21 protein-coding genes are annotated in these 20,810 nt (G+C 63.2%); 10 read left to right on the top strand and 11 right to left on the bottom strand.

The features are described 5' to 3' along the window. Positions 1 to 30: 30 nt before the first annotated feature. A complete protein-coding gene (locus tag KLP42_RS07660; protein WP_215565622.1) occupies positions 31 to 516 on the bottom strand; it encodes a hypothetical protein in 486 nt (161 codons plus the stop codon). 110 nt (positions 517 to 626) lie between these two features. On the opposite strand from KLP42_RS07660, the gene KLP42_RS07655 reads away from it, so the two are divergent. The 7 genes from KLP42_RS07655 to KLP42_RS07625 are packed head-to-tail and all read left to right on the top strand — an operon-like array spanning position 627 to position 8,135. Beyond that, complete coding sequence (locus KLP42_RS07655; RefSeq protein ID WP_215565621.1) at positions 627 to 1,013, top strand: RidA family protein; 387 nt, start codon at positions 627 to 629, stop codon at positions 1,011 to 1,013. Between the two features lie 12 nt (positions 1,014 to 1,025). Continuing rightward, on the top strand, positions 1,026 to 1,889 hold the full coding sequence (locus tag KLP42_RS07650) for a MurR/RpiR family transcriptional regulator (protein ID WP_215565620.1): 864 nt from the start codon (positions 1,026 to 1,028) through the stop codon (positions 1,887 to 1,889). Between the two features lie 2 nt (positions 1,890 to 1,891). Beyond that, positions 1,892 to 2,668: an SDR family oxidoreductase gene (locus KLP42_RS07645; RefSeq protein ID WP_215565619.1), complete on the top strand. Its 777-nt coding sequence runs from the start codon at positions 1,892 to 1,894 to the stop codon at positions 2,666 to 2,668. Between the two features lie 35 nt (positions 2,669 to 2,703). Continuing rightward, the gene (locus KLP42_RS07640) at positions 2,704 to 4,629 is read left to right on the top strand and encodes a beta-N-acetylhexosaminidase (RefSeq protein ID WP_215565618.1); all 1,926 of its coding nucleotides are present in this window, start codon (positions 2,704 to 2,706) and stop codon (positions 4,627 to 4,629) included. Positions 4,630 to 4,649: 20 nt separating this feature from the next. Beyond that, positions 4,650 to 6,092: a M81 family metallopeptidase gene (locus tag KLP42_RS07635; RefSeq protein ID WP_215565874.1), complete on the top strand. Its 1,443-nt coding sequence runs from the start codon at positions 4,650 to 4,652 to the stop codon at positions 6,090 to 6,092. Positions 6,093 to 6,135: 43 nt separating this feature from the next. After that, the gene (locus KLP42_RS07630) at positions 6,136 to 7,344 is read left to right on the top strand and encodes an MFS transporter (RefSeq protein WP_215565617.1); all 1,209 of its coding nucleotides are present in this window, start codon (positions 6,136 to 6,138) and stop codon (positions 7,342 to 7,344) included. Positions 7,345 to 7,373: 29 nt separating this feature from the next. After that, on the top strand, positions 7,374 to 8,135 hold the full coding sequence (locus KLP42_RS07625; protein ID WP_215565870.1) for a copper homeostasis protein CutC: 762 nt from the start codon (positions 7,374 to 7,376) through the stop codon (positions 8,133 to 8,135). Here the strand turns inward: KLP42_RS07625 and KLP42_RS07620 are convergent. Further along, on the bottom strand, positions 8,129 to 8,599 hold the full coding sequence (locus KLP42_RS07620) for an Lrp/AsnC family transcriptional regulator (RefSeq protein ID WP_215565616.1): 471 nt from the start codon (positions 8,597 to 8,599) through the stop codon (positions 8,129 to 8,131). The two genes, KLP42_RS07625 and KLP42_RS07620, sit on opposite strands and share 7 nt — an antisense overlap. A 134-nt stretch (positions 8,600 to 8,733) precedes the next feature. On the opposite strand from KLP42_RS07620, the gene alr reads away from it, so the two are divergent. Both alr and KLP42_RS07610 read left to right on the top strand, forming a co-directional pair. Then, complete coding sequence (alr, locus tag KLP42_RS07615) at positions 8,734 to 9,852, top strand: alanine racemase (RefSeq protein ID WP_215565615.1); 1,119 nt, start codon at positions 8,734 to 8,736, stop codon at positions 9,850 to 9,852. A gap of 33 nt (positions 9,853 to 9,885) precedes the next feature. Next, positions 9,886 to 11,139, top strand: coding sequence for a D-amino acid dehydrogenase (locus tag KLP42_RS07610; RefSeq protein ID WP_215565614.1), 1,254 nt, complete (start codon positions 9,886 to 9,888; stop codon positions 11,137 to 11,139). A 28-nt stretch (positions 11,140 to 11,167) separates the two neighbouring features. Here the strand turns inward: KLP42_RS07610 and KLP42_RS07605 are convergent, their stop codons facing one another. From KLP42_RS07605 to KLP42_RS07570, 8 genes are all read right to left on the bottom strand, one after another. After that, positions 11,168 to 11,464 (bottom strand): type II toxin-antitoxin system RelE/ParE family toxin, encoded by a 297-nt coding sequence (locus tag KLP42_RS07605; protein ID WP_215565613.1) that lies wholly within the window; start codon positions 11,462 to 11,464, stop codon positions 11,168 to 11,170. Further along, complete coding sequence (locus KLP42_RS07600) at positions 11,451 to 11,747, bottom strand: type II toxin-antitoxin system RelB/DinJ family antitoxin (RefSeq protein ID WP_252192835.1); 297 nt, start codon at positions 11,745 to 11,747, stop codon at positions 11,451 to 11,453. Before KLP42_RS07600 ends, KLP42_RS07605 begins: the two co-directional genes overlap by 14 nt. 80 nt (positions 11,748 to 11,827) lie before the next feature. Beyond that, complete coding sequence (gene iolB / locus KLP42_RS07595; RefSeq protein ID WP_215565612.1) at positions 11,828 to 12,637, bottom strand: 5-deoxy-glucuronate isomerase; 810 nt, start codon at positions 12,635 to 12,637, stop codon at positions 11,828 to 11,830. Then, complete coding sequence (locus KLP42_RS07590) at positions 12,634 to 12,879, bottom strand: hypothetical protein (RefSeq protein ID WP_215565611.1); 246 nt, start codon at positions 12,877 to 12,879, stop codon at positions 12,634 to 12,636. The genes iolB and KLP42_RS07590 overlap by 4 nt, the downstream gene beginning before the upstream one ends. A 22-nt stretch (positions 12,880 to 12,901) precedes the next feature. Beyond that, positions 12,902 to 13,795 carry a myo-inosose-2 dehydratase gene (gene iolE, locus KLP42_RS07585; RefSeq protein WP_215565610.1) on the bottom strand — a complete coding sequence of 298 codons (894 nt, stop codon included), beginning with the start codon at positions 13,793 to 13,795 and terminating at the stop codon, positions 12,902 to 12,904. A 1-nt stretch (position 13,796) separates the two neighbouring features. Further along, a complete protein-coding gene (gene iolD / locus KLP42_RS07580; RefSeq protein WP_215565609.1) occupies positions 13,797 to 15,617 on the bottom strand; it encodes a 3D-(3,5/4)-trihydroxycyclohexane-1,2-dione acylhydrolase (decyclizing) in 1,821 nt (606 codons plus the stop codon). Then, complete coding sequence (locus tag KLP42_RS07575; protein ID WP_215565608.1) at positions 15,614 to 17,536, bottom strand: bifunctional 5-dehydro-2-deoxygluconokinase/5-dehydro-2-deoxyphosphogluconate aldolase; 1,923 nt, start codon at positions 17,534 to 17,536, stop codon at positions 15,614 to 15,616. Before KLP42_RS07575 ends, iolD begins: the two co-directional genes overlap by 4 nt. A 120-nt stretch (positions 17,537 to 17,656) precedes the next feature. Then, the gene (locus tag KLP42_RS07570) at positions 17,657 to 18,472 is read right to left on the bottom strand and encodes a MurR/RpiR family transcriptional regulator (RefSeq protein WP_215565607.1); all 816 of its coding nucleotides are present in this window, start codon (positions 18,470 to 18,472) and stop codon (positions 17,657 to 17,659) included. Between the two features lie 128 nt (positions 18,473 to 18,600). Between KLP42_RS07570 and iolG the strand changes: the two genes are divergently transcribed. Next, complete coding sequence (gene iolG, locus KLP42_RS07565) at positions 18,601 to 19,593, top strand: inositol 2-dehydrogenase (protein ID WP_215565606.1); 993 nt, start codon at positions 18,601 to 18,603, stop codon at positions 19,591 to 19,593. Between the two features lie 112 nt (positions 19,594 to 19,705). On the opposite strand, the gene bglB is transcribed toward iolG, so the two are convergent. After that, positions 19,706 to 20,785, bottom strand: coding sequence for a beta-galactosidase BglB (bglB, locus tag KLP42_RS07560; RefSeq protein WP_215565605.1), 1,080 nt, complete (start codon positions 20,783 to 20,785; stop codon positions 19,706 to 19,708). Positions 20,786 to 20,810 lie beyond the last annotated feature (25 nt).

Here is a 20,810-nt window from a genome sequence, read left to right as displayed (position 1 = left end):
GCTTTCGTTGCGGGACGAAGAAAGGGTGGGTCAGCCCATCGGGTTCGGCAGATAGCCGGTAAAGCCGGAAATCTTCCAGCGCCCTTCGTGCCGGCGGCAATAATAGAGGGTCTGCCAGCGCATCACGTCCAGAGTGCCGTCACTCTTCGTTATGCCGCCATCGAACTTCTTGCGCACCAGCGCCGTCTCGCCCTCCACCTCGATCACTTCGAGCGTGGTGGTGGAGAAGATCGCGTGGCGCGGATCCTCGCCATAGGTCTGGCCCCGGAAATCCTCGGCCTGCCGCAACCATTCGTCACGATAGGCGGCGAGATTGGGGAAGGCCAGGCGCCAGTTGTCCGGGTTCGGGTCACGGTTGCCCGAAATGCCGAGAAAGCCCTCTTCGACGAAATCGTCCGCCACCATGGACCAGTCGGCCGCCAGGAAGGCATCGATGTCGCGGGGCACCAGCATCTCCCAGATGGCGTGACGGGCGGTATCGCTTTCGGGGAAGGGATTGCGGAAGGGGTCGCGCATGATTGGCCTTTTTTCTAAATTCTTTTCATGATCTCAGAAAAACTCTGGTCAAAATCCCGCGATTATGGTCCAGTGTCAACGATTGAAGAAAATAATTTCCATGAGGTAGCATGTCGATCAAGCGTTATGGAGCCGAGAAGGCTGGTGCCGGTGGTCAGCGCCTTCCCTTCGCCAGAGCGGTCGAGGCCGATGGCTGGCTGCATGTATCGGGCCAGGTCGCGATGGAAGATGGCGAGATCATTTCCGGCGGCATCGTGGAGCAGAGCCACAAGGCGATCGAGAACCTGATCGCTATCCTGCACGAGGCCGGTTACGGCGTCGAGCATGTGGTGCGCTGTGGCGTATGGCTGGATGATCCGCGTGACTTCTGGAGCTTCAACAAGATCTACCAGGGCTATTTCGGCGAGCATCCGCCGGCACGGGCCTGCGTACAGGCCAGCATGATGGTGGATTGCAAGGTGGAAATCGACTGCATCGCCTACAAGCCGAAGGCCTGAGCGGGCACGCCCATGGATATCTTCGCCACGCTTCAGGAAGAGCGCAGCCAGTTTTCTCCCGCCGAGCAGCGGATCGCCGACCTTCTGCTGGGGGATTTCGATTTTGCGGTGAATGCCTCGATCATCGAGCTGGCGGAGCGGGCGGAGGTGTCGCCGCCCACGGTCACGCGCTTCTGCCGGCGTCTGGGGTGCCAGAGTTTTGCCGATTTCAAGGTACGCCTCGCCAAGACTGCCTTTGTCGGCGTGCGCTACCTCAATCCGGAAGCCAAGAGCACCGAGCCGGCCGATGTGGCGGAGGATGTGATCACCAAGGCGCAGAATGCGCTGTTTCTGATCCACCGCGCGCTCGATCCCGTCGTGCTGGAAAAGGCGGCCGACCGCCTGTCGCGGGCGGACATGATCTATGCCTTCGGCTCCGGCGGCAATTCCTCGATGATCGCAACCGAGCTCCAGAACCGCTTCTTCCGGCTGGGCTCGCGGGTCACCGCCAGCAATGATCACAACATGCAACTGATGTTCACGGCGGCGGCCCATTCCAACGACGTGCTGATCGGCTCGTCGTTTTCCGGCCGTAACCACGAGCTGGTGCGCTGCTTCAGGCTTGCCCGCGAAAACGGCATCAGCACGATTGCTCTCACCCAGAGCGGCAGCCCGGTCGCCGAGGCGGCAGAAACCGTGATCGGCATCGACCTGCCGGAAGGCGACAACATCTACCGGCCGACCTCCACCCGCTTTGCCTTCCTGGCGGTGGTCGACGTGCTGGCCAGCCTTGTGGCCTATCGCAACCGCAAGCTTTCCACCGTCACGCTTCGGCATATCAAGCAGCAACTGGTCGAGCACCGTGATGGTGACGACCGGCAGATACTCGGAGATTGATCATGTGCCGTTCCGTCGCTGTCGTCACCGGTGCCGCCGGCGATATTGGCCGCGCCATCGCGCTGAGACTTGCCGAAGCGCATGACGTCGTGGCCCTCGTCGATATCGATGAGGCGGCGCTGCAAAAGGCGCAGGATCTGCTCGGTTCGCCCGGACGCTTCGTCTCCATTCCGTGCGACGTGACCAATGAGGAAAGCGTTGCAGCCATGGCAAGGCGCGTGGCGGAGCTCGGTGAGGTGAGGACGCTGGTCAACAATGCCGGTGCGGCCCGCGCGGTGTCCCTGCACGACACCACGGCGGAGATCTGGCGGAAGGATGCGGCGCTCAACGTCGAAGCCGCCTTCCTGACCTTCCGGGCGCTGGAGGAGCCGCTGAAGAAGACGTCCGGTTCGGTTGTCAACATTGCGTCCGTCAACGGCATGGCCGTGTTCGGCCATCCGGCCTATAGCGCGGCCAAGGCGGGGCTGATCCATTTCACCCGGCTGGTCGCAGTGGAATACGGCAAATACGGCATCCGCTCGAATGCGGTGGCGCCCGGCACGGTGCGCACGCAGGCCTGGGAGGCGCGGGCTGCCGCCAATCCGCAGGTGTTCGAGGAAGCCAGGCGCTGGTATGCGCTGCGCCGCATCGCGACCGCCGAGGACGTGGCCAATGCCGTCTTCTTCCTGGCAAGCGACCAGGCTGCGGCCATCACCGGCACCTGCCTGCCCGTCGATTGCGGCCTGACGGCCGGCCAGACGGAGCTCGCCCGCACCTTTTCGCAATCCGAACACTACTGAGCCATCCAGTCATAAAGAGCTGAAGGGGAACCGACATGGCCGATGCTGTTTTTCGTCTTGAGAATTCGTGGGAGCCGGTGGAGGGCGATCTCTGCGGCCGCTTCGTCTTTACCCTCGTGAACCTGTCCGAAAATGCGATCAGTGGCTTCAAGCTTGCCTATACCTCGCTGACGCGGATCAAGGATTCGGAGGAGGCGCGGTGTGACAACGCCGTCTTCCTGCGCCGCAACGCCAATTTCCACCAGTATGCGCCACCGGCAGGCTTTACTCTGGCTCCCGGCGAAAGCTGGCGCTTCACGGTGGCGCCGCTCTGGCGTCCGGCGCGCCACCGAACGGACGGCGCGAAATCCGCTTATCTGACGCTTGCGGATGGCACCCACATCCCGGTCAGCGTCGACGATACGCTGCTCTCCGGCCGTCCGGCTGAACCCGCACCGGTGCTGATGCCGAAGGGTGATGCCAGGGAGCCTTTCTCGCTGCTGCCCTGGCCGGTCTCGGCGAAACTAGTGGCCGGCGACACCGTTCCGGTAGCGCTCTATCCGGCAGACGGTGCGACGCTTTCGGACAAGCAGGCGCTTCTCTCCATCGGCAGTCTCTATCGCCGTCTGTTCCAGATCGGCCATCAGCCTTTTTCGCTGGTGCCGGCGCATCAGGGCAAGGCGATTCGCTTCGCCGAAGACAAGAACCTCGTCGCGGAAGGCTTTACCCTGTCCTTCGGCGAGGAGATTGCGCTCTCCTATGGCGATGCGGCTGGTCGCCAGTATGGCCTCACCGCGCTTGCCCATCTGCTGCATGGCGCACGCCTTGATCCGGAAACCTTCCGCTTCCCCGCCTCGGGCAGCATTGCCGATTACCCGCGCTATGGCTGGCGCGGCTGCCATCTGGACGTGTCCCGCCAGTTCTATCCGGTCTCGGATGTGGTTCGCCTCATCGACATCATGGCCTGGATGCGGCTCAACATCTTCCACTGGCACCTGAGCGATGACGAGGCCTGGCGTCTGGAGATCAAGGCCTATCCGACGCTGACCACGCTTGGCGTGCTGCGCGGGCCGGACGAGCCGATGCTGCCGCAACTCGGCAATGGCGCGGAGCCGGTCGGCGGTTTCTATACGCAGGAGGATGTGAAGGCGATCGTGGCGCATGCGGCCGCCCTTCATGTCGAGATCCTGCCGGAAGTCGATATTCCCGGCCACAGCACGGCCATGCTCGTTGCCCTGCCGGAACTGGTCGACGGGCAGGAAGCGCCGGACAGCTATCGTTCCGTCCAGGGCTATCCGAACAATGCGCTGAACCCGGCCATCGAGCTGACCTATGAGGTGCTCGGCAAGGTGTTCGATGAAATGGTGGAGCTATTCCCCTCGAAGCTGATCCATATCGGCGGCGACGAAGTGGCGGCCAACACATGGATGGCCTCGCCGCTGGCCCGCAAGCTGATGGAACAGGAAGGCATCGAGGGAACCTTCGGCCTGCAGAGCTATTTCATGAAGCGCATCCAGGCCATGCTGGCCGAACGCGGCCGCAAGCTTGCCGGCTGGGACGAGGTGTCCCATGGCGGCGGCGTCGATCCGGACGGCACGCTGCTGATGGCCTGGCAGAAACCGGAGGTCGGTGTGGAGCTGGCCAGGCAGGGCTACGATGTCGTCATGACTCCCGGCCAGGCCTATTATCTCGACATGGTGCAGGATGAGGCCTTCCAGGAGCCCGGCGCCAGCTGGGCCGGTACGGTGCCGCCGAAACACAGCTACACCTATGAGGCGGTCGGTGAGTTTCCGGAAGACCTGAAGCCGCGCATGCGGGGCGTACAGGCCTGCATCTGGTCGGAACATTTTCTCAACCGCGATTACTTCAACCACCTCGTCTTCCCGCGTCTCGGTGCGATCGCCGAGGCGGCCTGGACGCCGAAGGACAACAAGGACTGGATGCGGTTTGCTGCCATCAGCCCGCTGATGCCGAAGCTCTGAGGAGAGAAACCACGATGACCCTGCGTATTGCCGTCGGCGGCATCCACACCGAATGCTCCACCTCCTCGCCCGTGCTGATGCAGCCGGAGGATTTTCGCGTGCTGCGCGGCCAGCATCTGCTGGACGCCGAATACTTCAACTTTCTCGATGCAGAGAGCATCGTGCATCTGCCGCTGCTGCATGCGCGGGCCGTGCCGGGCGGCCCGGTGGCGCGGCACACCTATGAGGCCTTCAAGGCGGAGTTCCTGGCCCTGCTGCAGGACAGTCTGCCGCTCGATGGTCTCTATCTCGCCATGCATGGCGCGATGAATGTGGAAGGCATGGACGATGCCGAGGGCGACTGGATTTCGGCGGCTCGCGCCGTCGTCGGTCCGGATGTACCGGTGGCGGCGAGCTATGACCTGCATGGCAACGTGACGCAGAAGATCATCGACCAGCTGGATATCTTCGCGGCCTATCGCACCGCGCCGCATATAGATGTGCGCGAAACCATGGTGCGCGCCTGGTCTATGCTGGTGAAGACGCTGAAGACGGGGCAACGTCCGGGCGTTGCCTGGGCGCCCGTCCCGGTTCTGCTTCCGGGGGAGCGCACCTCAACGGAGGACGAACCGGCAAAGAGCCTTTATGCGAAGCTGCCCGAGCATGACGCCGTGGAGGGCATATGGGATGCAAACCTGATGGTTGGCTATGTCTGGGCGGACGAACCGCGCGGCACGGCCTGTGCGGTGGTGACGGCAACAGACAAGGCGGCCGCGAAGACGGCAGCAGAGGCCATTGCCCAATCCTATTGGGAGGCTCGGTCGGACTTCCGCTTCGGCCCGGTGACTGCGCCGCTCGACGAGGTGCTTGATATCGCCGAACAGGCAACGACCCGTCCGGTGATCCTCGCCGATTCCGGCGACAATCCGACCGGTGGCGGCGTGGGCGACCGTGCGGATGTGCTGAAGGCGCTGATCGCTCGTTCGTTCGAGGGCGCCGTGATCGGCGGCATCACCGACCGACCGGCCGTTGCCGCCTGCTTCGAGGCCGGCGTCGGCGCCCGGTTGACGCTGAAGATCGGTGCCTGGCTCGATCCGGCAAGCCCGAGCGTCGAAACCGAGGTGGAGGTTCTGCGCCTCGACGATCCGGGCGTCGATGCGGAACGGCAGGCCGTCGTGCGCATCGGCGGTATCACGCTGATCCTCGCCTCGCGCCGCAGACCCTATCACAACATTGCAGATTTCACCCGCCATGGCATCGATCCGAAGACGGTGCGGTTGCTGGTCGTGAAATCCGGCTATCTCTCGCCGGAACTTGCGCCGATCGCCAATCCGAACCTGATGGCGCTGACGGATGGCGTGATCAACCAGGACATCGAACAGCTGGTCAACCGGCGTCGCAAGAAGCCGAGCTATCCCTTTGAGAAGGATTTTGAATTCACGGCAGAAGCCGCATTCTCCGCTCGCTGGGCCGACCAGACGTGAAGAGTCGAAGGCAGCCATATCTGCGTGAAACCGCGAGGGCCGCATGAGCGGCTCTCTTCGCGCGACACTGTCCGATCCCTCGCTCCGGATCTCGGCACTGGCCATCTTCCTGTTCGGCACCACGGGGGCGGCCACCTCCCCCTATCAGTCGCTGATCGGCATCCAGGAACTGGGACTCAGCGATTCCGGCTACGCAACGCTGATGTTTGCCGCCGCGGTGATCAATGTCACTGCCAGCGTTATGATGGGGATTCTTGCCGACCGGATGGGCGATTACCGGCGCTCGATCGTCATCGTCTCCGTATTCGGTGTCGCAGGCTTCGGTATCGTCTATGTCGCGGCGAGCGCGCCCGCCTTCGTGATGTCCAAATTGCTGTTCATCCCGATTTTCGGCGCGCTGAATTCACTGATCTTCGCCAATGTCCGGGCCAGTTCCGAAGGGTTGTCGGCGGCGCGACTGGTGGCGATCAATTCCACCATGCGTGCGACCATTTCGCTGTCCTGGGTACTGATGCCCGGTCTGGTCGGCATCATGCTGGCGGGTGCCAGTTCCATGCTGCCGGCCTATCTGGTGGCGACGGCCGCCGCGCTCGCCTGCCTGGTGATCACGGCAGTCTGGCTGCCGGTTGCGCCGCCACGCACCCGCGCCGGCAGCGAGGATCGCTATCGCTTTCTCGCATCGCTCTTCGAAATCATCGAGCCGCGCGTGGCGCTTCGCGTGCTGGCCATTGCCCTCATCTGCTCCATGCTGCATGTCAGCGATGCCGTGCGCCCGCTCATCGTCACCGGCCAGGCCGGCGGCACTGTCAGTGATCTCGGCATCATCGTCGGCATCGTCGCGGCGCTGGAAATCCTCTTCATCCTCGTCTGGGGCCGCGCCGAACGCTTTCTGAAGCCCGTTCGGGCGCTGGCGCTGGGGGCCGGGCTCTACACCGTCTATCTGGTGCTGCAGGGGCTTGCGACGGAGGTGTGGCACGTTTACGCCCAGACGCTGTTGAGCGGCATCGCGGCGGCTGCCATCATCAGCCTGCCGATCACCTATCTGCAGGATCTGATTGCCGACAGGCCGGGTCTCGGCAGTTCGCTGATTGCCGTCAACATCTTCCTCAGCGCCGGCCTCAGCGCCCTGATCTTCGCGATCGGCACGCGCCTCGGCAGTTATGCCACGGTCTCCGTTCTCGGCGCGGTGGTCGGTTGCGCGGGGATTGTGCTGCTCCTTCTTCTGGATGGCCGCAAGGTGCGCTACGCATGAACAATCGCAACAGGAATCGTCCCGGAATGCTGCAAAAGCCTGTCCTCGAAATCTGCGTCGACAATGCCGAAGGGCTGTTTGCCGCCATCGAGGGCGGCGCTGACCGGATCGAACTCTGTGCAGCGCTGTCTGTCGGTGGGCTGACCCCGTCGCGCGGTTTCATGGCGCTGGCCGGTCGCCAGGCGATCCCTGTCTATGCCATGATCCGTCCGCGTTCAGGCGGCTTCGTCTTCTCGCCGGAGGAGGTCGAGATGATGAAATCCGATATCGACGCGGCGCGCGCCACCGGTCTTGCCGGCGTGGTGCTGGGCGCCAGCCTGCCGGATGGTCGACTGGATGCGGCAACGCTTGCCACCCTCTGCCGCCACGCGGCCGGGCTCGATCTCACCCTGCATCGCGCCTTCGACGTGACGCCCGACAAGCGGGAGGCGCTCGAAGCGGCAGTTGCGCTGGGCTTCTCCCGCATCCTGACCTCGGGGGGACGCCCGACGGCGCTCGAAGGGGTCGATCTTCTGGCAGAACTGGTGGAGCAGGCCGGGGAACGGATCTCCATCATGCCGGGCGCGGGCGTCAGGCCGCAGAGCGCCCCTGCCCTGCTGGAGCGCCTTGTCGTGCGCGAACTGCATGCGTCCTGCTCGGCACGTTACGCGGAGGACGATCGACAGCTGATAGAGCTCAGCTTTGCCGCCCGCGAAATGCTGCGCACGGATGCTGGTTCCGTGCGGGCGCTGAAGACGCTTCTCGCCCAGTCGGTCGCCAACCGGCGCAGCCGGCCGGCTGCCCTTCATTGAGGATGCCGTCGTCCCCGCGCCGTCAGCGCGTTGCGGATCGAGAAACTCGAATGGATGCGTGTGACACCGGGCAGCTTTGACAGGATATTGGTGTGGATCGCCTCGAACTCCTTCGGGCTTTCCACCTCGACACGCAGAAAATAATCCCAGTCGCCGGTCATCAGATAGCATTCGCGGATTTCCGGATGCTTGCGTACGGCATCTTCGAAGCGGTTGAGATAGTCCTCCGTCTGCCGATCCAGCGTGATATTGATCATCACGGCGATGGTGCTGCCTTCTTCTGCCGAGCCGATCAGCGCCGTATAGCCACGGATGACGCCGCTTTCCTCCATCAGCCGGATGCGCCGCAGACAGGCGGAGGGGGAAAGCCCGACCACTTCGGCCATTCGTGCGCTGCTCATGCGCGCATCGAGCCTCAGCAGGCGTATGATGTTGCGGTCGATGGCGTCCAGTGTCGCGGCCATGCTCGTTTCCGGAATAAGAATGCAAATTGCGTGATGGAATTGAGCATGTTTGCGCGTTCCAAGCAATATCTGCGCAAAACATGCAGGATTTCTCCGCTACACTCCCGGATATAACAATTCTTGAGGGTTGGGCCATGAACATGGCGAGCGTGACGAACTGGGAAAAGAGCGGCGCGCCGGGCGTGCTGACCATCGATCTTTCCGCCCTGCGGCGCAACTGGCGCCGCATTGCCACGCTGGTGGCACCGGCCAGAGCGTCCGCCGTGGTCAAGGCCAATGCCTATGGCCTCGGCGCCGATCGCGTTGCCCCGGCTCTCTATGAGGAGGGCTGCCGCGATTTCTTTGTCGCGCAATATGGCGAAGCGGTTGCCCTGCGTGCGCTGCTGGCTGACGATGCCTCGCTTTACGTTTTGAACGGGCTGCAGCCCGGCGTGGAAAGTGACTGCGCGCTGCGCAACGTGATCCCGGTGCTGAATTCGCTGGAACAGGTCGGCCGCTGGCGCAGCACGGCCAGATTGCTCGGGCGTCGCCTGCCGGCGCTGCTGCAGTTCGATACCGGCATGTCCCGGCTTGGCATGGCACCGGAAGAGGCCGAGGCGCTTTCGACCGATGCCGCGTTGCTGGAGGGCATCGATATTCGCTATATCATGAGCCATCTCGCCTGCGCCGATGAGGCGGAAGATCCGCACAATGCTGCACAGGCGAAAGTCATGCAGAGCATTGCCGAGTCCTTCCCCGGCATCCCGGTCTGCTTCGGCAATTCCGGCGGCTCCTTCCTGGGCGAAGCCTATCGCGGCGCCATGGTGCGCCCCGGCATTGCCCTTTATGGCGCCCGCCCGACCGATATCCTGACGCGGCCGATGGAGCCGGTCGTCGGCATCGAAGCCGCCGTGGTGCAGACGCGCACGGTGCCGGCCGGCACGGGCGTCGGCTATTCGGCAACCTATGTCACCGAGCGTGCGCAGAGGCTTGCGACGCTGGCAATCGGCTATGCGGACGGCGTGCCGCGTTCGCTCAGCAATCGCGGCGCCTTCTTCTTCGGCAATGTACGCCTGCCGATCGTCGGCCGCGTCTCGATGGACAGCACCATCATCGATATCAGCGACCTGCCGGACGGCACTCTTTCACTTGGCGGGCGGGTGGAATGGATCGGCCCGCACCAGAGCATCGAGCAGGTGGCCGAGGATGCCGGCACCATCAGCTGGGAGATCCTGACCGGGATCGGCACACGCTATGCGCGGCACTATCGCTAGAACTCGGCAGAACAACAAAACGGGGATATCACCATGAAGATTACCATTCTCGGCGCGGGCGTCATCGGTGTGACCTCGGCCTATTATCTGGCGAAGGCCGGCCATCAGGTCACCGTGATCGACCGGCAGGCAGGCCCGGCCCTGGAGACGAGCTTTGCCAATGCCGGCGAGGTTTCCTTCGGCTACTGCTCGCCGTGGGCGGCGCCCGGCATTCCTCAGAAGGCTATGAAGTGGATTTTCATGGAGCATGCTCCGCTGATCCTGCGACCGAAGCTCGACGCGGCGATGCTTTCCTGGATGCTGAAGATGCTGATGAACTGCACCTCGGAACGCTATGCCCTCAACAAGAGCCGGATGCTGCGGCTTGCCGATTACAGCCGCCTGGCGCTCGCCGAAGTGCGCAGCGAAACCGGTATCGCCTATGACGAGCGCATGCAGGGCACGCTGCAGCTGTTCCGGACCGAGGCTCAGCTGGAAGCCTCCGCCAAGGACGTCAAGGCGCTGGCGGCGGATGGCATTCCCTACGAAGTGCTTGATCCGGAAGGCTGCATCCGCGCCGAGCCGGCGCTCGCCCATGTGCGCCACAAGATCGTCGGCGGTCTTCTGACCCCGAAGGACGAGACCGGCGACTGCTTCAAGTTCACCAATGCGCTGGCCGCCAAGGCGGAAAGCATGGGCGTGCGCTTCCAGTGGGGCACGGCCATCAAGGGCCTGGAAGTGGACGGTGGCGCGGTGAAGGCTGTCGTGACCGATGGCGGCCGCATCCAGTCGGATGCGGTGGTGGTGGCACTCGGCAGCTATTCGCCGATGCTGGTCAAGCCGCACGGCATCAGCCTGCCGGTCTATCCGGTCAAGGGCTATTCGCTGACCATCCCGATCACCGATGCCAGCCGCGCGCCGGAATCCACCGTGATGGACGAGACCTACAAGATCGCCATCACCCGGCTTGGTGATCGCATCCGCGTCGGCGGCATGGCGGAAATCTCCGGCTATACCAATGATCTGGGGCCGGCACGTCGCCGCACGCTCGAACATTCGGTCACCGACCTCTTTCCCGGAGGCGATGTGTCGCGCGCCGATTTCTGGTCGGGCCTGCGCCCGATGACGCCGGATGGCACGCCCGTCATCGGTGCGACGAAGATCCGCAATCTCTACCTGAACACCGGCCATGGCACGCTCGGCTGGACGATGAGCTGCGGTTCCGCCAAGGTTCTGGCCGACATCGTCAGCGGTCGCAAGGCGGATATCGAGACCAGGGATCTGGCCGTTTCGCGCTACGCGGCGTGAGGCATGGTCGAAATGGCCGTGCGGGGCGTCATTCGCCCCGCACGGCCTCGGGCGGCCACTGCTGGGCCGCATGCAGCACGCGCAGAATGCTGACGGCGCTCTCATCCTCGCGATAGATCACCACATAGTTCGACCGCACCACCATTTCGCGGGTGCCTTCGACGCGGCCGGCGCGGTAAAGACGCGGATGCTCTATCAGGCGGCCGACCTTGAGATCGATCTCGTCCTTCAGTGCCTGCGCGGCATCGGAATTATGGTCTGAAATGTAGTCGATGATGGAAAGCAGATCGGACCGCGCCGTCTGACGCCACTCAAGACGCCGCACGACGCTTCCTGTCGATCATTGCCTGCATGTCGTCCATCACATCGGCGTGCAGCGATGGCGCCCGGCGATCGTCGAGCGCCTCCTGAACCTTGGCCCGGAACCAGGTGTCATAGGCCTGCGGATCTGTGGTGAGACCGGCCGGCAATCCGCCTTCCTTTGCAACACGCGTCAGCAGAATGCGGACCGCATCGGAAACCGTAAGCCCGACTTGCGCCAGCTTTTCGGTGGCTTCGGCCTTCAGGCTCTCTTCGACCCGGATATGCAGCATCGCCGTCTTGCCCATGCCTCGGCTCCCTGTAGCTGTCAGGGGGCAATATGTCTCTCAATTGAGAGACATGCAAGAGGCGATGCCGCCTGTTCCGATCACGGATTGTCCCGCTTGAAGATCCAGTCGTGGTCCGGATGGTTCTGGAACCGCCACTTGCGCATCGGACCGGCCATCACATTGAGATAATACATCTCGTAGCCATAAGGTGCGCCGCAGGGGTGATGCCCCTTCGGCACCAGAACCACGTCGCCATCCGAGACGGCCATCGTCTCGTCCAGTGAGCCGTCCTCGGTGAACACGCGCTGGAAGCCAAAGCCCTGCGCCGGGTTGAGGCGGTGGTAATACGTCTCTTCCAGATAGGTCATGTCCGGGAAATTGTCCTCGTCGTGCCGGTGCGGCGGATAGGACGACCAGTTGCCGGAGGGGGTGAAGACTTCGGTTACCAGCAGGCTGTCGGCCACATCGCGATCTTCCATGGCAATCGGGAAGATGTGGCGGGTATTGGCGCCCTTGCCGCGTTCGGTGAGGTTGATGCCGGCGGGGCCGATGACCTGCGCTTCGCGGCCGGGGCTGGCGGGCGCCGTGCAGATGGCGAGCGTGCAATCCGTCGTTGCCTCGGCCGACCAGTCGGCTCCGGCGGGAACATAGACGCAATGCGGCGGCTTCTTCTCGAAGACGTTCATGCGGTCGCCTAGTTCGCCGAATTCCTTTCCCGCGCCGGAAATCTTCGCCTTGCCTTCCACCAGCACCAGGATCACCTCGGTCTTGCCGGTCGGTTCGGCCGCCTTTTCACCGGGCTTCAGGTGGTAAAGACCAAAGCCGACATAGCCCCACTCGGCGCTTTGCGGCGTGATGTCGTGCACCTTGCCGGTCTTGCCCGCAGGCTTGCGCAACAGTTTGCTCATTCCTCGTCTCCTTCCCGTGCAGCAGCGGCGGCAGCCTTCTTCGCTTCCGCCTCCGCGATCGACCGGTCGTACATGAAGAGAAGTTCGTAGCCCGCATAAGCTGCGGCGCCAACGAACAGGAGCGCCCAGCCCCACGATCCGTTATAGGCTTCCACCAGCCCCCAGAGGAGGGGCAGGACCACCGTCAGAATCCGGCGCCACTTCGGCTGGAAGAAGGGATGCGTGGGGTCGAGCAGCTTCAACGGGCTATCCTTTGCTATCGGGTCAGATCAGGCCCGCATCCTTGGCGAAGCCCTTCAGCGATTTCAAGCCGAGGCTCTGATATTCGTAAGGGTTGCGGACATCCGGGTCCTGCTCCGCCTCAATGACGATCCAGCCCTGATAGCCGTGTTCTGCGGCAATCTTGAGGACCGGCGGGAACTCGACGCCGCCCTCCGTATCGCCCGGAACGGTGAACACGCCGCGGCGCACGCCTTCCAGGAAGGAGAGTTTTTCGGTGCGGACCTGTTCGGCAATGACCGGGCGAACGTTCTTGGCGTGGATATGGCCAACGCGGTGCATGTATTTTTTCGCAACGGCTTCCGGGTTTCCGCCACCGAAGTAGCAATGGCCGGTGTCGAGCAGCAGCTTGGCATGCGGGCCGGTATGCTGCATCAGGAGATCGATTTCCGCTTCGCTCTCGACGACCGTTCCCATGTGGTGATGGTAGACCAGCGAAATGCCCTGAGAGGCCGAGAATTCCGCCAGCGCCTCGACGCCTGCGCCGAACTTGGCCCAGTCGGCCTCAGCCAGCTTCGGACGATCGGCGAGTGCCACCTCATCATTGCCGTGGATGGCATTCGAGGTTTCGCAGACGATGATGACCTTGCAACCCATGGCCTTCAGCACGTCGAGGAACGGCTGCATCGCGGCCTTTTCGTCCTCGATGCTGTTGGTGAGCAGGTTCAGCGAATGCCAGCCGGAGACGAACTTCAGGCCGCGCGGTTCGAGGACCGATTTGAGGCCGGCCGGATCGGTCGGCAGCTTGTGGCCCTTCTCGATGCCGTCGAAACCGATCTTGGCGGTTTCGTCCAGGCACTGCTCCAGGCTGATATGCGCGCCAAGCGAACGGTCGTCGTCATTGGACCAGGCAATCGGGTTGGTACCGAAGAGGATCATCTTAACTTCTTTCCTTCAGGGCAGCTTCATAGGCGGACCGCGCCTTGTTGACTTCTTCGCGGGCCGAGACTTCCGGCACGGCCACGTCCCACCAGTGGCCACCGGCCCCTGGTGTCGGATAGGGATCGGTATCGATGACGATGACGGTCGTCTCTGCCGCTTCGCGAGCTGCGGCAAGCGCCGCTTCCAGCTCCGAAATCGAAGCAACCTTGTGGGATTTCGCGCCCATGGCCGCCGCGTGAGCGGCAAAATCGATTGCGATGGGGCTGACATTCGAATGGGCGTAGAGATTGTTGAACTCCGCGCCGCCGGTGCCCATCTGCAGCCGGTTGATGCAGCCGTAACCGCGATTGTCGGTGATGACGACGGTGATTTTCACCCCCATGCCGACCGCCGTTGCCAGCTCCGAATTCATCATCATGTAGGAACCGTCGCCGACCATGACGATCACGTCACGCTCCGGCTCCGCCATCTTGATGCCGAGACCGCCGGCAATCTCGTAGCCCATGCAGGAGAAGCCGTATTCCATGTGATAGGAGAGCGGCAGCTTGGCCTTCCACAGCTGATGCAACTCGCCCGGCATGGTGCCGGCGGCGCACATCACAACAGTGTTGTCGCGTGAGGCACGCTGCACGGCGCCGATCACCTGCATGTCGGTCGGCAGCGTGTTGGCATCCTTGGGCGCTGCGGTCACCGCATCGGCCTTGGCAAACCAGCTGGCCTTCAGACCCGTGTCCGGCTCTGCAAAGACATGATCTCCCAGCGCTGCGGAAATCTTCTCAAGCCCGACCCTGGCATCGGCAACCAGCGGAATGGCATCATGCTTGGCGCTGTCGTAAGGCTGAACGTTCAGCGCCAGGATCTTTCGGTCGGGATTCTTGAACAGCGCCCAGGAACCGGTGGTGAAATCCTGGAACCGTGTGCCGACGCCGATGACCAGATCGGCCTTTTCCGACACGATATTGGCGCTTTCGCAGCCGGTGACGCCGACCGGGCCAAAATTATAGGCGTGGTCCCAGGCAAGCGCCGACTTGCCGGCCTGTGTTTCAACAACCGGGATCTTGTGCTTCTCGACAAACGCCTTCAGCACTGCCGTCGCGCCGGAAAAATGCACACCGCCACCGGCGACTATGACCGGGTTCCTTGCCGCCTTGATGGCGGCAACAGCCGCTTCCAGCTCGATCACATCCGGCTCCGGGCGGCGGAAACGCCAGGTCTTCCTGGCAAAGAAGCTTTCCGGGTAATCGTAAGCCTCGGCTTGTACATCCTGGCAGAAGGCGAGTGTGACAGGGCCGCAGTCGGCCGGGTCCGTCAGGGTGCGGAAGGCGCGCGGCAGCGCCGTCAACAGCTGTTCGGGTCGCTCGATCCGATCGAAATACCGGCTGACCGGCTTGAAGCAGTCATTGGCCGACACCGTGCCATCCTCGAAATCCTCGATCTGCTGGAGAACGGGATCGGGACCGCGATTGGCAAACACATCGCCCGGAATGAAGAGAACCGGCAGACGGTTGACATGGGCCAATGCCGCAGCCGTGACCATGTTCAGCGCACCGGGACCGATGGACGACGTCACCGCCATGGCGCGGCGACGGCCCAGCTGCTTGGCATAGGCAATCGCCGCATGCGCCATCGACTGTTCGTTCTGGCCGCGATAGGTCGGCAGCTCCTCGCGAATGCCGTAAAGCGCTTCTCCGATGCCGGCCACGTTGCCATGGCCGAAGATGGCCCAGACGCCGGCGATATAAGGCACGCCATCCTCGTTCAGCTGATTGGCGAGATAGCGCACACAAGCCTGCGCTGCCGTCAAACGGATCGTTTTCATGCCTTTCCTCCCTTAACGGCCTTTGCGCGCGCTCCATCCCAGATCGCGCAGAGGCTCTTGTATCGGGCCACCATGTCCTGAACGGCGGCCTCATCGCTGATCTGGCCAGCCAGCCACTTGCGGGCGGCATCGCCAAAGATCGTGCGACCGACCGCGAAACCCTTCACCAGATCGAAACCGGCCGCAAGCGCAAAACTCTCCTCAAGCTCGGCCTGCGGCGCATCGAGACCCAGAACGACGATGCCGCGCGTATAGGCGTCATGACGCTCCACAGCCGCACAGGCATTGGCCCAGGCGGCCTGCGTTCTCATCGGCTCCAGCTTCCACCAGTCGGGATACACGCCGATGTCATAGAAGCGGTCGATGATCGCAGCCGTCGTCTCGTCATCCACCGCGCCAACCTTGGACGGAATGACTTCCAGCAGAAATTCCAGTCGGTTGCGGCGGGCGGCCTCAAACAGGCGCTTCACCGTTTCTTCCTGCTTCTCCTTCATCTCGGCGGTATCGTCAGGATGGTAGAAGCAGAGAACCTTCACCACGTGCTCGGCCGCCCATTCGCCCAGGCCGCCGCAATCGAGACCGAGCTCCGGCTCCAGCGTCAGCGGGCGCGAACCCGGCCATTCGGCGGGACGACCGATCCACAGGCCGGTACCGGCAGCGGCATAGAGCGCTTCCTTGCCAAGGCGGCCATCGCAGAGAATGCCATAGCCGCCCTGCCCGCCGGCCACGGTGGTTGCGGCCTGCAGGCAGAGTTTCTTGAACGTGCCGATGCGATCCGTCGGCACGCCGGCCTCTTCGGCCATGGCCTCCAGCTGCATGCGGTGATCGAAGGCAAAGACGCGCATGGTCGACCAGTCACCCTTGCGGTTGGTGGACCAATGCACCTGCTCCAGCGCCTCGTCCTTGCGCAGCGCCTTGTTCCTGATGCCGGTCCTGAAGAAATATTGCAGCTCTTCCCAGCTCGGATAGGCGGGCGTGCAGCCGTGGCGCGACACGGCAAAAGCACCGCAGGCATTGGCAAACTTCAGGGCCGTCGGCCAATCCTCGCCGGTCAGCCAACCCTTCAGCAGACCGGCCATGAAGCCATCGCCCGCGCCCAGCACGTTGAAGACTTCAATGGGGAAACCGGGGCCGGTCTGGCCCTTGTCGAGACTGTCCGGAATCTCGCCTTCGAAAACGGCAGCCCCCATCGGTCCGCGCTTGCACACCAGCGCCGCCTTCGAAACCTTGCGAACGGCGCGCAGCGCTTCCAGCGTGTCGGTGGAACCGCCGGCGATATGGAATTCTTCTTCCGTGCCGACGATCAGGTCGAACAGATGCAGTGTGCTCTGCAACTTCGCGGTCACCTTGGCGGATTCCACAAAGCGGCTTTCGCCGTCGCCATGGCCCGCCACCCCCCAGAGGTTCGGGCGATAATCGATATCGAGTGCGGTCCTTGCGCCGTTTTCGCGGGCAAGCCGCAGCGCCTTCATCACGGCCGCTTCCGTGCGGGTATGCGAGAGGTGCGTGCCGGTGACGGTGATGCAGCGCGCTTCGGCGACGAAGGCCGGATCGATATCCTCCTCGCAAAGCGCCATGTCGGCGCAGTTTTCGCGGTAGAAGATCAGCGGGAACTGGTTCTCGTCGCGGATGCCGAGCAGGACGAGCGCCGTCAGCCGCTCCGGATCGGTCTTCACGCCGCGCACATCGACGCCCTCGCGCACCAGCTGTTCGCGAATGAAACGGCCCATATGCTCGTCACCGACGCGGGTAATCAGCGCGCTCTTCAGGCCGAGGCGGGCGGCGCCCGCGGCAATGTTGGTCGGCGAGCCGCCGATATATTTGTTGAAGGAGTTCATGTCCTCCAGCCGGCCACCCACCTGGGCGCCATAGAGGTCAACGGACGAGCGTCCGATCGTGATCACGTCGAGTGGCTTCAAGAGGCCCTCCCTTGGCCGTAGATGGCAACCGGCGCATGCCGCGCCGCATCCGGCGTCTCCCGCGCCGGCTTTTCAGATTTGGACTATAAATTCCATTTTGAAGAGTTTCAATACGAATATTCAGGTGCTGCGTCGCGTACCCACGGCCGTCGACAGGGCAATGGCGAGACACAGCGTCGCAGAGAGCGAGCGGAAGGCGCCGAAATCCACCTCCGACACCGCCAGAATGGTCGCGCCCATCTTGCGCAACGGATTGACTGCCGCGTCGGTCAGCGCCACCACCGGCACCTCGCGGGCGCGCACGGTCTCCACCAGATCCAGCGTCTCCTGCGAATAGGGGGAGAAGGTAATGGCAAGCAGCGCATCGCCGGGGCGGATGGCGTTGACGCTTTCAAGCCGGCCGGCAGCACCGTGCAGCATGGCCGGAACTCGCATCTTTTCCAGCGCATAGGCAATGTAGCTTGCCACCGCAAAGGAACGGCGCAGGCCGATGATGTGCACGAGGCTGGCAGAGGCCAGAACCTCCACGGCGTCTTCAAGCGCCTGAGGATCAACGGATTTCAGCAGGTTTTCCAGCGAAGCGCGACTCGCTTCGACAAATTCCGCGAGAAGTCGCGGGCCGCTGTGTTCGCCCATGTCGCGCAGGTGGTCGAGACGGGTCGCATAATCCGGCCAGCCCCCGACATAGCTTTCGCGAAACAGGCGCTGCATTTCCGAATAGCCGGAAAAACCCATGATCTGACAGAAGCGCATGAAGGCCGAGGGCTGCACGCCGGCACCTTCTGCCATTTCCGCCACCGTGGACACGGCGATCCGGTCGGTATTGGCCGCAACATAGTCCGCGCATTGCTTCAACCGCTTGGGCAGGGCGACGGAGACATCCAGCAGCCGTTCCTCGAACTCCTTCACGCTTGTCGGCGCCCCTGCCTCGGCCATCCATACCGTCCTTTTCTCTGCTTGACACGAATATGGTCACACTCTAGCAAAATGGAACATATATTCCAAATCCGGTTTCGGAAGATGGCTTCCGGTCCGGACCCAAGACCCGATGTGGAGGAGAACCCATGGTAACGAGATTGGCCCTTTTGGGCGCAGGACGTATCGGCAAGGTGCATGCGAAGGCGATCGCATCCGACCCGCGTGCAAAACTGGTGGCCGTGGTGGACGCCATGGAAGCCGCAGCACAGGCGATCGCCGATGAGGCCGGCTGCGAGGTCAGCACCATCGACGCGGTGCTTGCCAACAAGGATGTCGATGCCGTCATCATCTGCACGCCGACCAACACGCATGCGGACCTGATCGAGAAGTTCGCCCGCGCTGGCAAGGCCATCTTCTGCGAAAAGCCGATCGATCTCGATGTAGCTCGCGCACAGGCCTGCATCGACGTGGTGAAGGAAACCGGCGCCAAGGTCATGCTTGGCTTCAACCGCCGCTTCGATCCGCACTTCCAGGCCGTTCGAGCTGAAATCGACAAGGGCACCATCGGCAAGGTGGAAATGGTGACGATCACCAGCCGTGACCCGGGCGCTCCGCCGGTCGAGTATATCAAGGTCTCCGGCGGCATTTTCCGCGACATGACCATCCACGATCTCGACATGGCGCGCTTCCTGCTCGGCGAAGAGATCGCCTCGGTCTTCGCAACGGGTGCCGTTCTGGTCGACCCGAAGATCGGCGAGGCAGGCGATTACGACAGCGCGAGCCTGATCCTCACCACCGCCAGCGGCCGCCAGGCCGTTATCTCCAACTCCCGCCGCGCCACCTACGGCTATGACCAGCGCATCGAAGTGCATGGTTCGCTGGGCTCGGTTGCTGCCGAGAACCAGCGCTCGGTGTCGATCGAGGTCGCCAACAAGGATGGCTATACCCGTCCGCCGCTGCATGATTTCTTCATGACGCGCTATACGGAAGCCTATGCCGCCGAGATCAAGGCCTTCATCGATACGGTCGAAAAGGGCGCTGCCGCCTCGCCGTCTGCCGAAGACGGCCTGATCGCGCTGAAGCTTGCCGATGCTGCGCTCAAGTCTGCCAAGACGGGTGCGGCTGTTTCGCTCGTCTGATCGCTATCGATCCGGATACCAAAAAGGCGGCGGAACCTCAGGGTCCGCCGCCTTTCGTTGTGCTGGCAGGGCCGCACCGCACCTGTCCCCTGCCCGGCGCGGCCCGCCCGCCTCAACCTTGCTTTTCGGCCATAACGCGCACCAGAAGCAGCATGACGAGGGCCTGGCCATAGGGTGCCGGCACGTTCGGGATCTGGCGGTAGAAATCCAGCGTGTGGCCCATCGGCGTGCCGTCGGACACTTCGAGCACGATGCCGGTATCGTCGATCCGCTGCATCACGGCATCCAGTGCCCGGGTGGCGACCGGCTTCAGCGCGGCGTCCAGCAGGCCGAGATCGATGCCGCGCAGAATGCCATAGGCAATGCCGGCGGTGGCCGAGGTTTCCTCCGGCGAACCTGGATCGCAGACGAGCGTGTTGAACATGCCGTTGGGGCGCTGGTGTTCGGCAAGCGTGCGGACCTGTGCCTGCAGCACATGCGTCAGGTGGCGTTTCAGATGCTCCGGCACCTGTGCGACGAGGCTGAACAGTTCGGGGATCGCGACGGTGATCCAGGAATTGCCGCGCGCCCAGAAGGCCTTGGCGAAGTTGTGGCGGCCGTTGAAGGTCCAGCCGTGATACCAGAGGCCGGTGACCGGATCGGCAAGAAAGCGCTCATGCACGAGGAACTGGTAGAAGGCCTCCTCGATCCAGTCCTGGCGCCCGAAGCGCTGGCCGGCGCGGGCCAGGAACAGGCAGGTCATGAACAGCGTGTCGTCCCACAATTCGCCGTCGTTCATCCGCTCCTTGACCACATGCTGGAAGCCGGCATCCTCGGTGCGGGCAAGCCTGGTCATCAGCCAGTCGGCCCAGTCCTGCACCAGTGCTTCCCAGTCCGGACGCTTGATGTGGTCGATCAGCACGGCGAGCGCCAGCATGGGCGAGGAGGAGTTGACCTGGCGCGGCGGCAGGCCGCGGCCGATCTGCCAGTCATACCAGCGGCCGATGGCTTCCATCAGCGAGCGGTCGCCGATCGCTTCCGCATGACGGATGAGGCCATAGATGCCGACGCCGACTTCCCAGTCCCATTCGTCGAACTGCAGTTCGTAGCCACCGTCGGGAGCGGCCACGGTTTCATTGATGCCCTTGAGGCGGGCAAGGCCGACGGCGACGCGGGAAAGCGTTTCGGAAAGAATTTCGGGCTGCATCAGCATCGGGAATCCTGTCTGTCAATTCGGA

The organism is Rhizobium sp. CSW-27 (assembly GCF_018760785.1).
GTDB lineage: Bacteria > Pseudomonadota > Alphaproteobacteria > Rhizobiales > Rhizobiaceae > Neorhizobium.
This window is presented reverse-complemented; position numbering and strand designations above follow the sequence as displayed.

Bases quoted from the DNA above. Each gene is read 5' to 3' on its own strand.
- KLP42_RS07660 (WP_215565622.1), bottom strand. From the start codon at position 516: ATGCGCGACCCCTTCCGCAATCCCTTCCCCGAAAGCGATACCGCCCGT.
- KLP42_RS07655 (WP_215565621.1), top strand. From the start codon at position 627: ATGTCGATCAAGCGTTATGGAGCCGAGAAGGCTGGTGCCGGTGGTCAG.
- KLP42_RS07650 (WP_215565620.1), top strand. From the start codon at position 1,026: ATGGATATCTTCGCCACGCTTCAGGAAGAGCGCAGCCAGTTTTCTCCC.
- KLP42_RS07645 (WP_215565619.1), top strand. From the start codon at position 1,892: ATGTGCCGTTCCGTCGCTGTCGTCACCGGTGCCGCCGGCGATATTGGC.
- KLP42_RS07640 (WP_215565618.1), top strand. From the start codon at position 2,704: ATGGCCGATGCTGTTTTTCGTCTTGAGAATTCGTGGGAGCCGGTGGAG.
- KLP42_RS07630 (WP_215565617.1), top strand. From the start codon at position 6,136: ATGAGCGGCTCTCTTCGCGCGACACTGTCCGATCCCTCGCTCCGGATC.
- KLP42_RS07620 (WP_215565616.1), bottom strand. From the start codon at position 8,599: ATGGCCGCGACACTGGACGCCATCGACCGCAACATCATACGCCTGCTG.
- alr (WP_215565615.1), top strand. From the start codon at position 8,734: ATGAACATGGCGAGCGTGACGAACTGGGAAAAGAGCGGCGCGCCGGGC.
- KLP42_RS07610 (WP_215565614.1), top strand. From the start codon at position 9,886: ATGAAGATTACCATTCTCGGCGCGGGCGTCATCGGTGTGACCTCGGCC.
- KLP42_RS07600 (WP_252192835.1), bottom strand. From the start codon at position 11,747: ATGGGCAAGACGGCGATGCTGCATATCCGGGTCGAAGAGAGCCTGAAG.
- iolB (WP_215565612.1), bottom strand. From the start codon at position 12,637: ATGAGCAAACTGTTGCGCAAGCCTGCGGGCAAGACCGGCAAGGTGCAC.
- iolE (WP_215565610.1), bottom strand. From the start codon at position 13,795: ATGATCCTCTTCGGTACCAACCCGATTGCCTGGTCCAATGACGACGAC.
- iolD (WP_215565609.1), bottom strand. From the start codon at position 15,617: ATGAAAACGATCCGTTTGACGGCAGCGCAGGCTTGTGTGCGCTATCTC.
- KLP42_RS07570 (WP_215565607.1), bottom strand. From the start codon at position 18,472: ATGGCCGAGGCAGGGGCGCCGACAAGCGTGAAGGAGTTCGAGGAACGG.
- iolG (WP_215565606.1), top strand. From the start codon at position 18,601: ATGGTAACGAGATTGGCCCTTTTGGGCGCAGGACGTATCGGCAAGGTG.
- bglB (WP_215565605.1), bottom strand. From the start codon at position 20,785: ATGCTGATGCAGCCCGAAATTCTTTCCGAAACGCTTTCCCGCGTCGCC.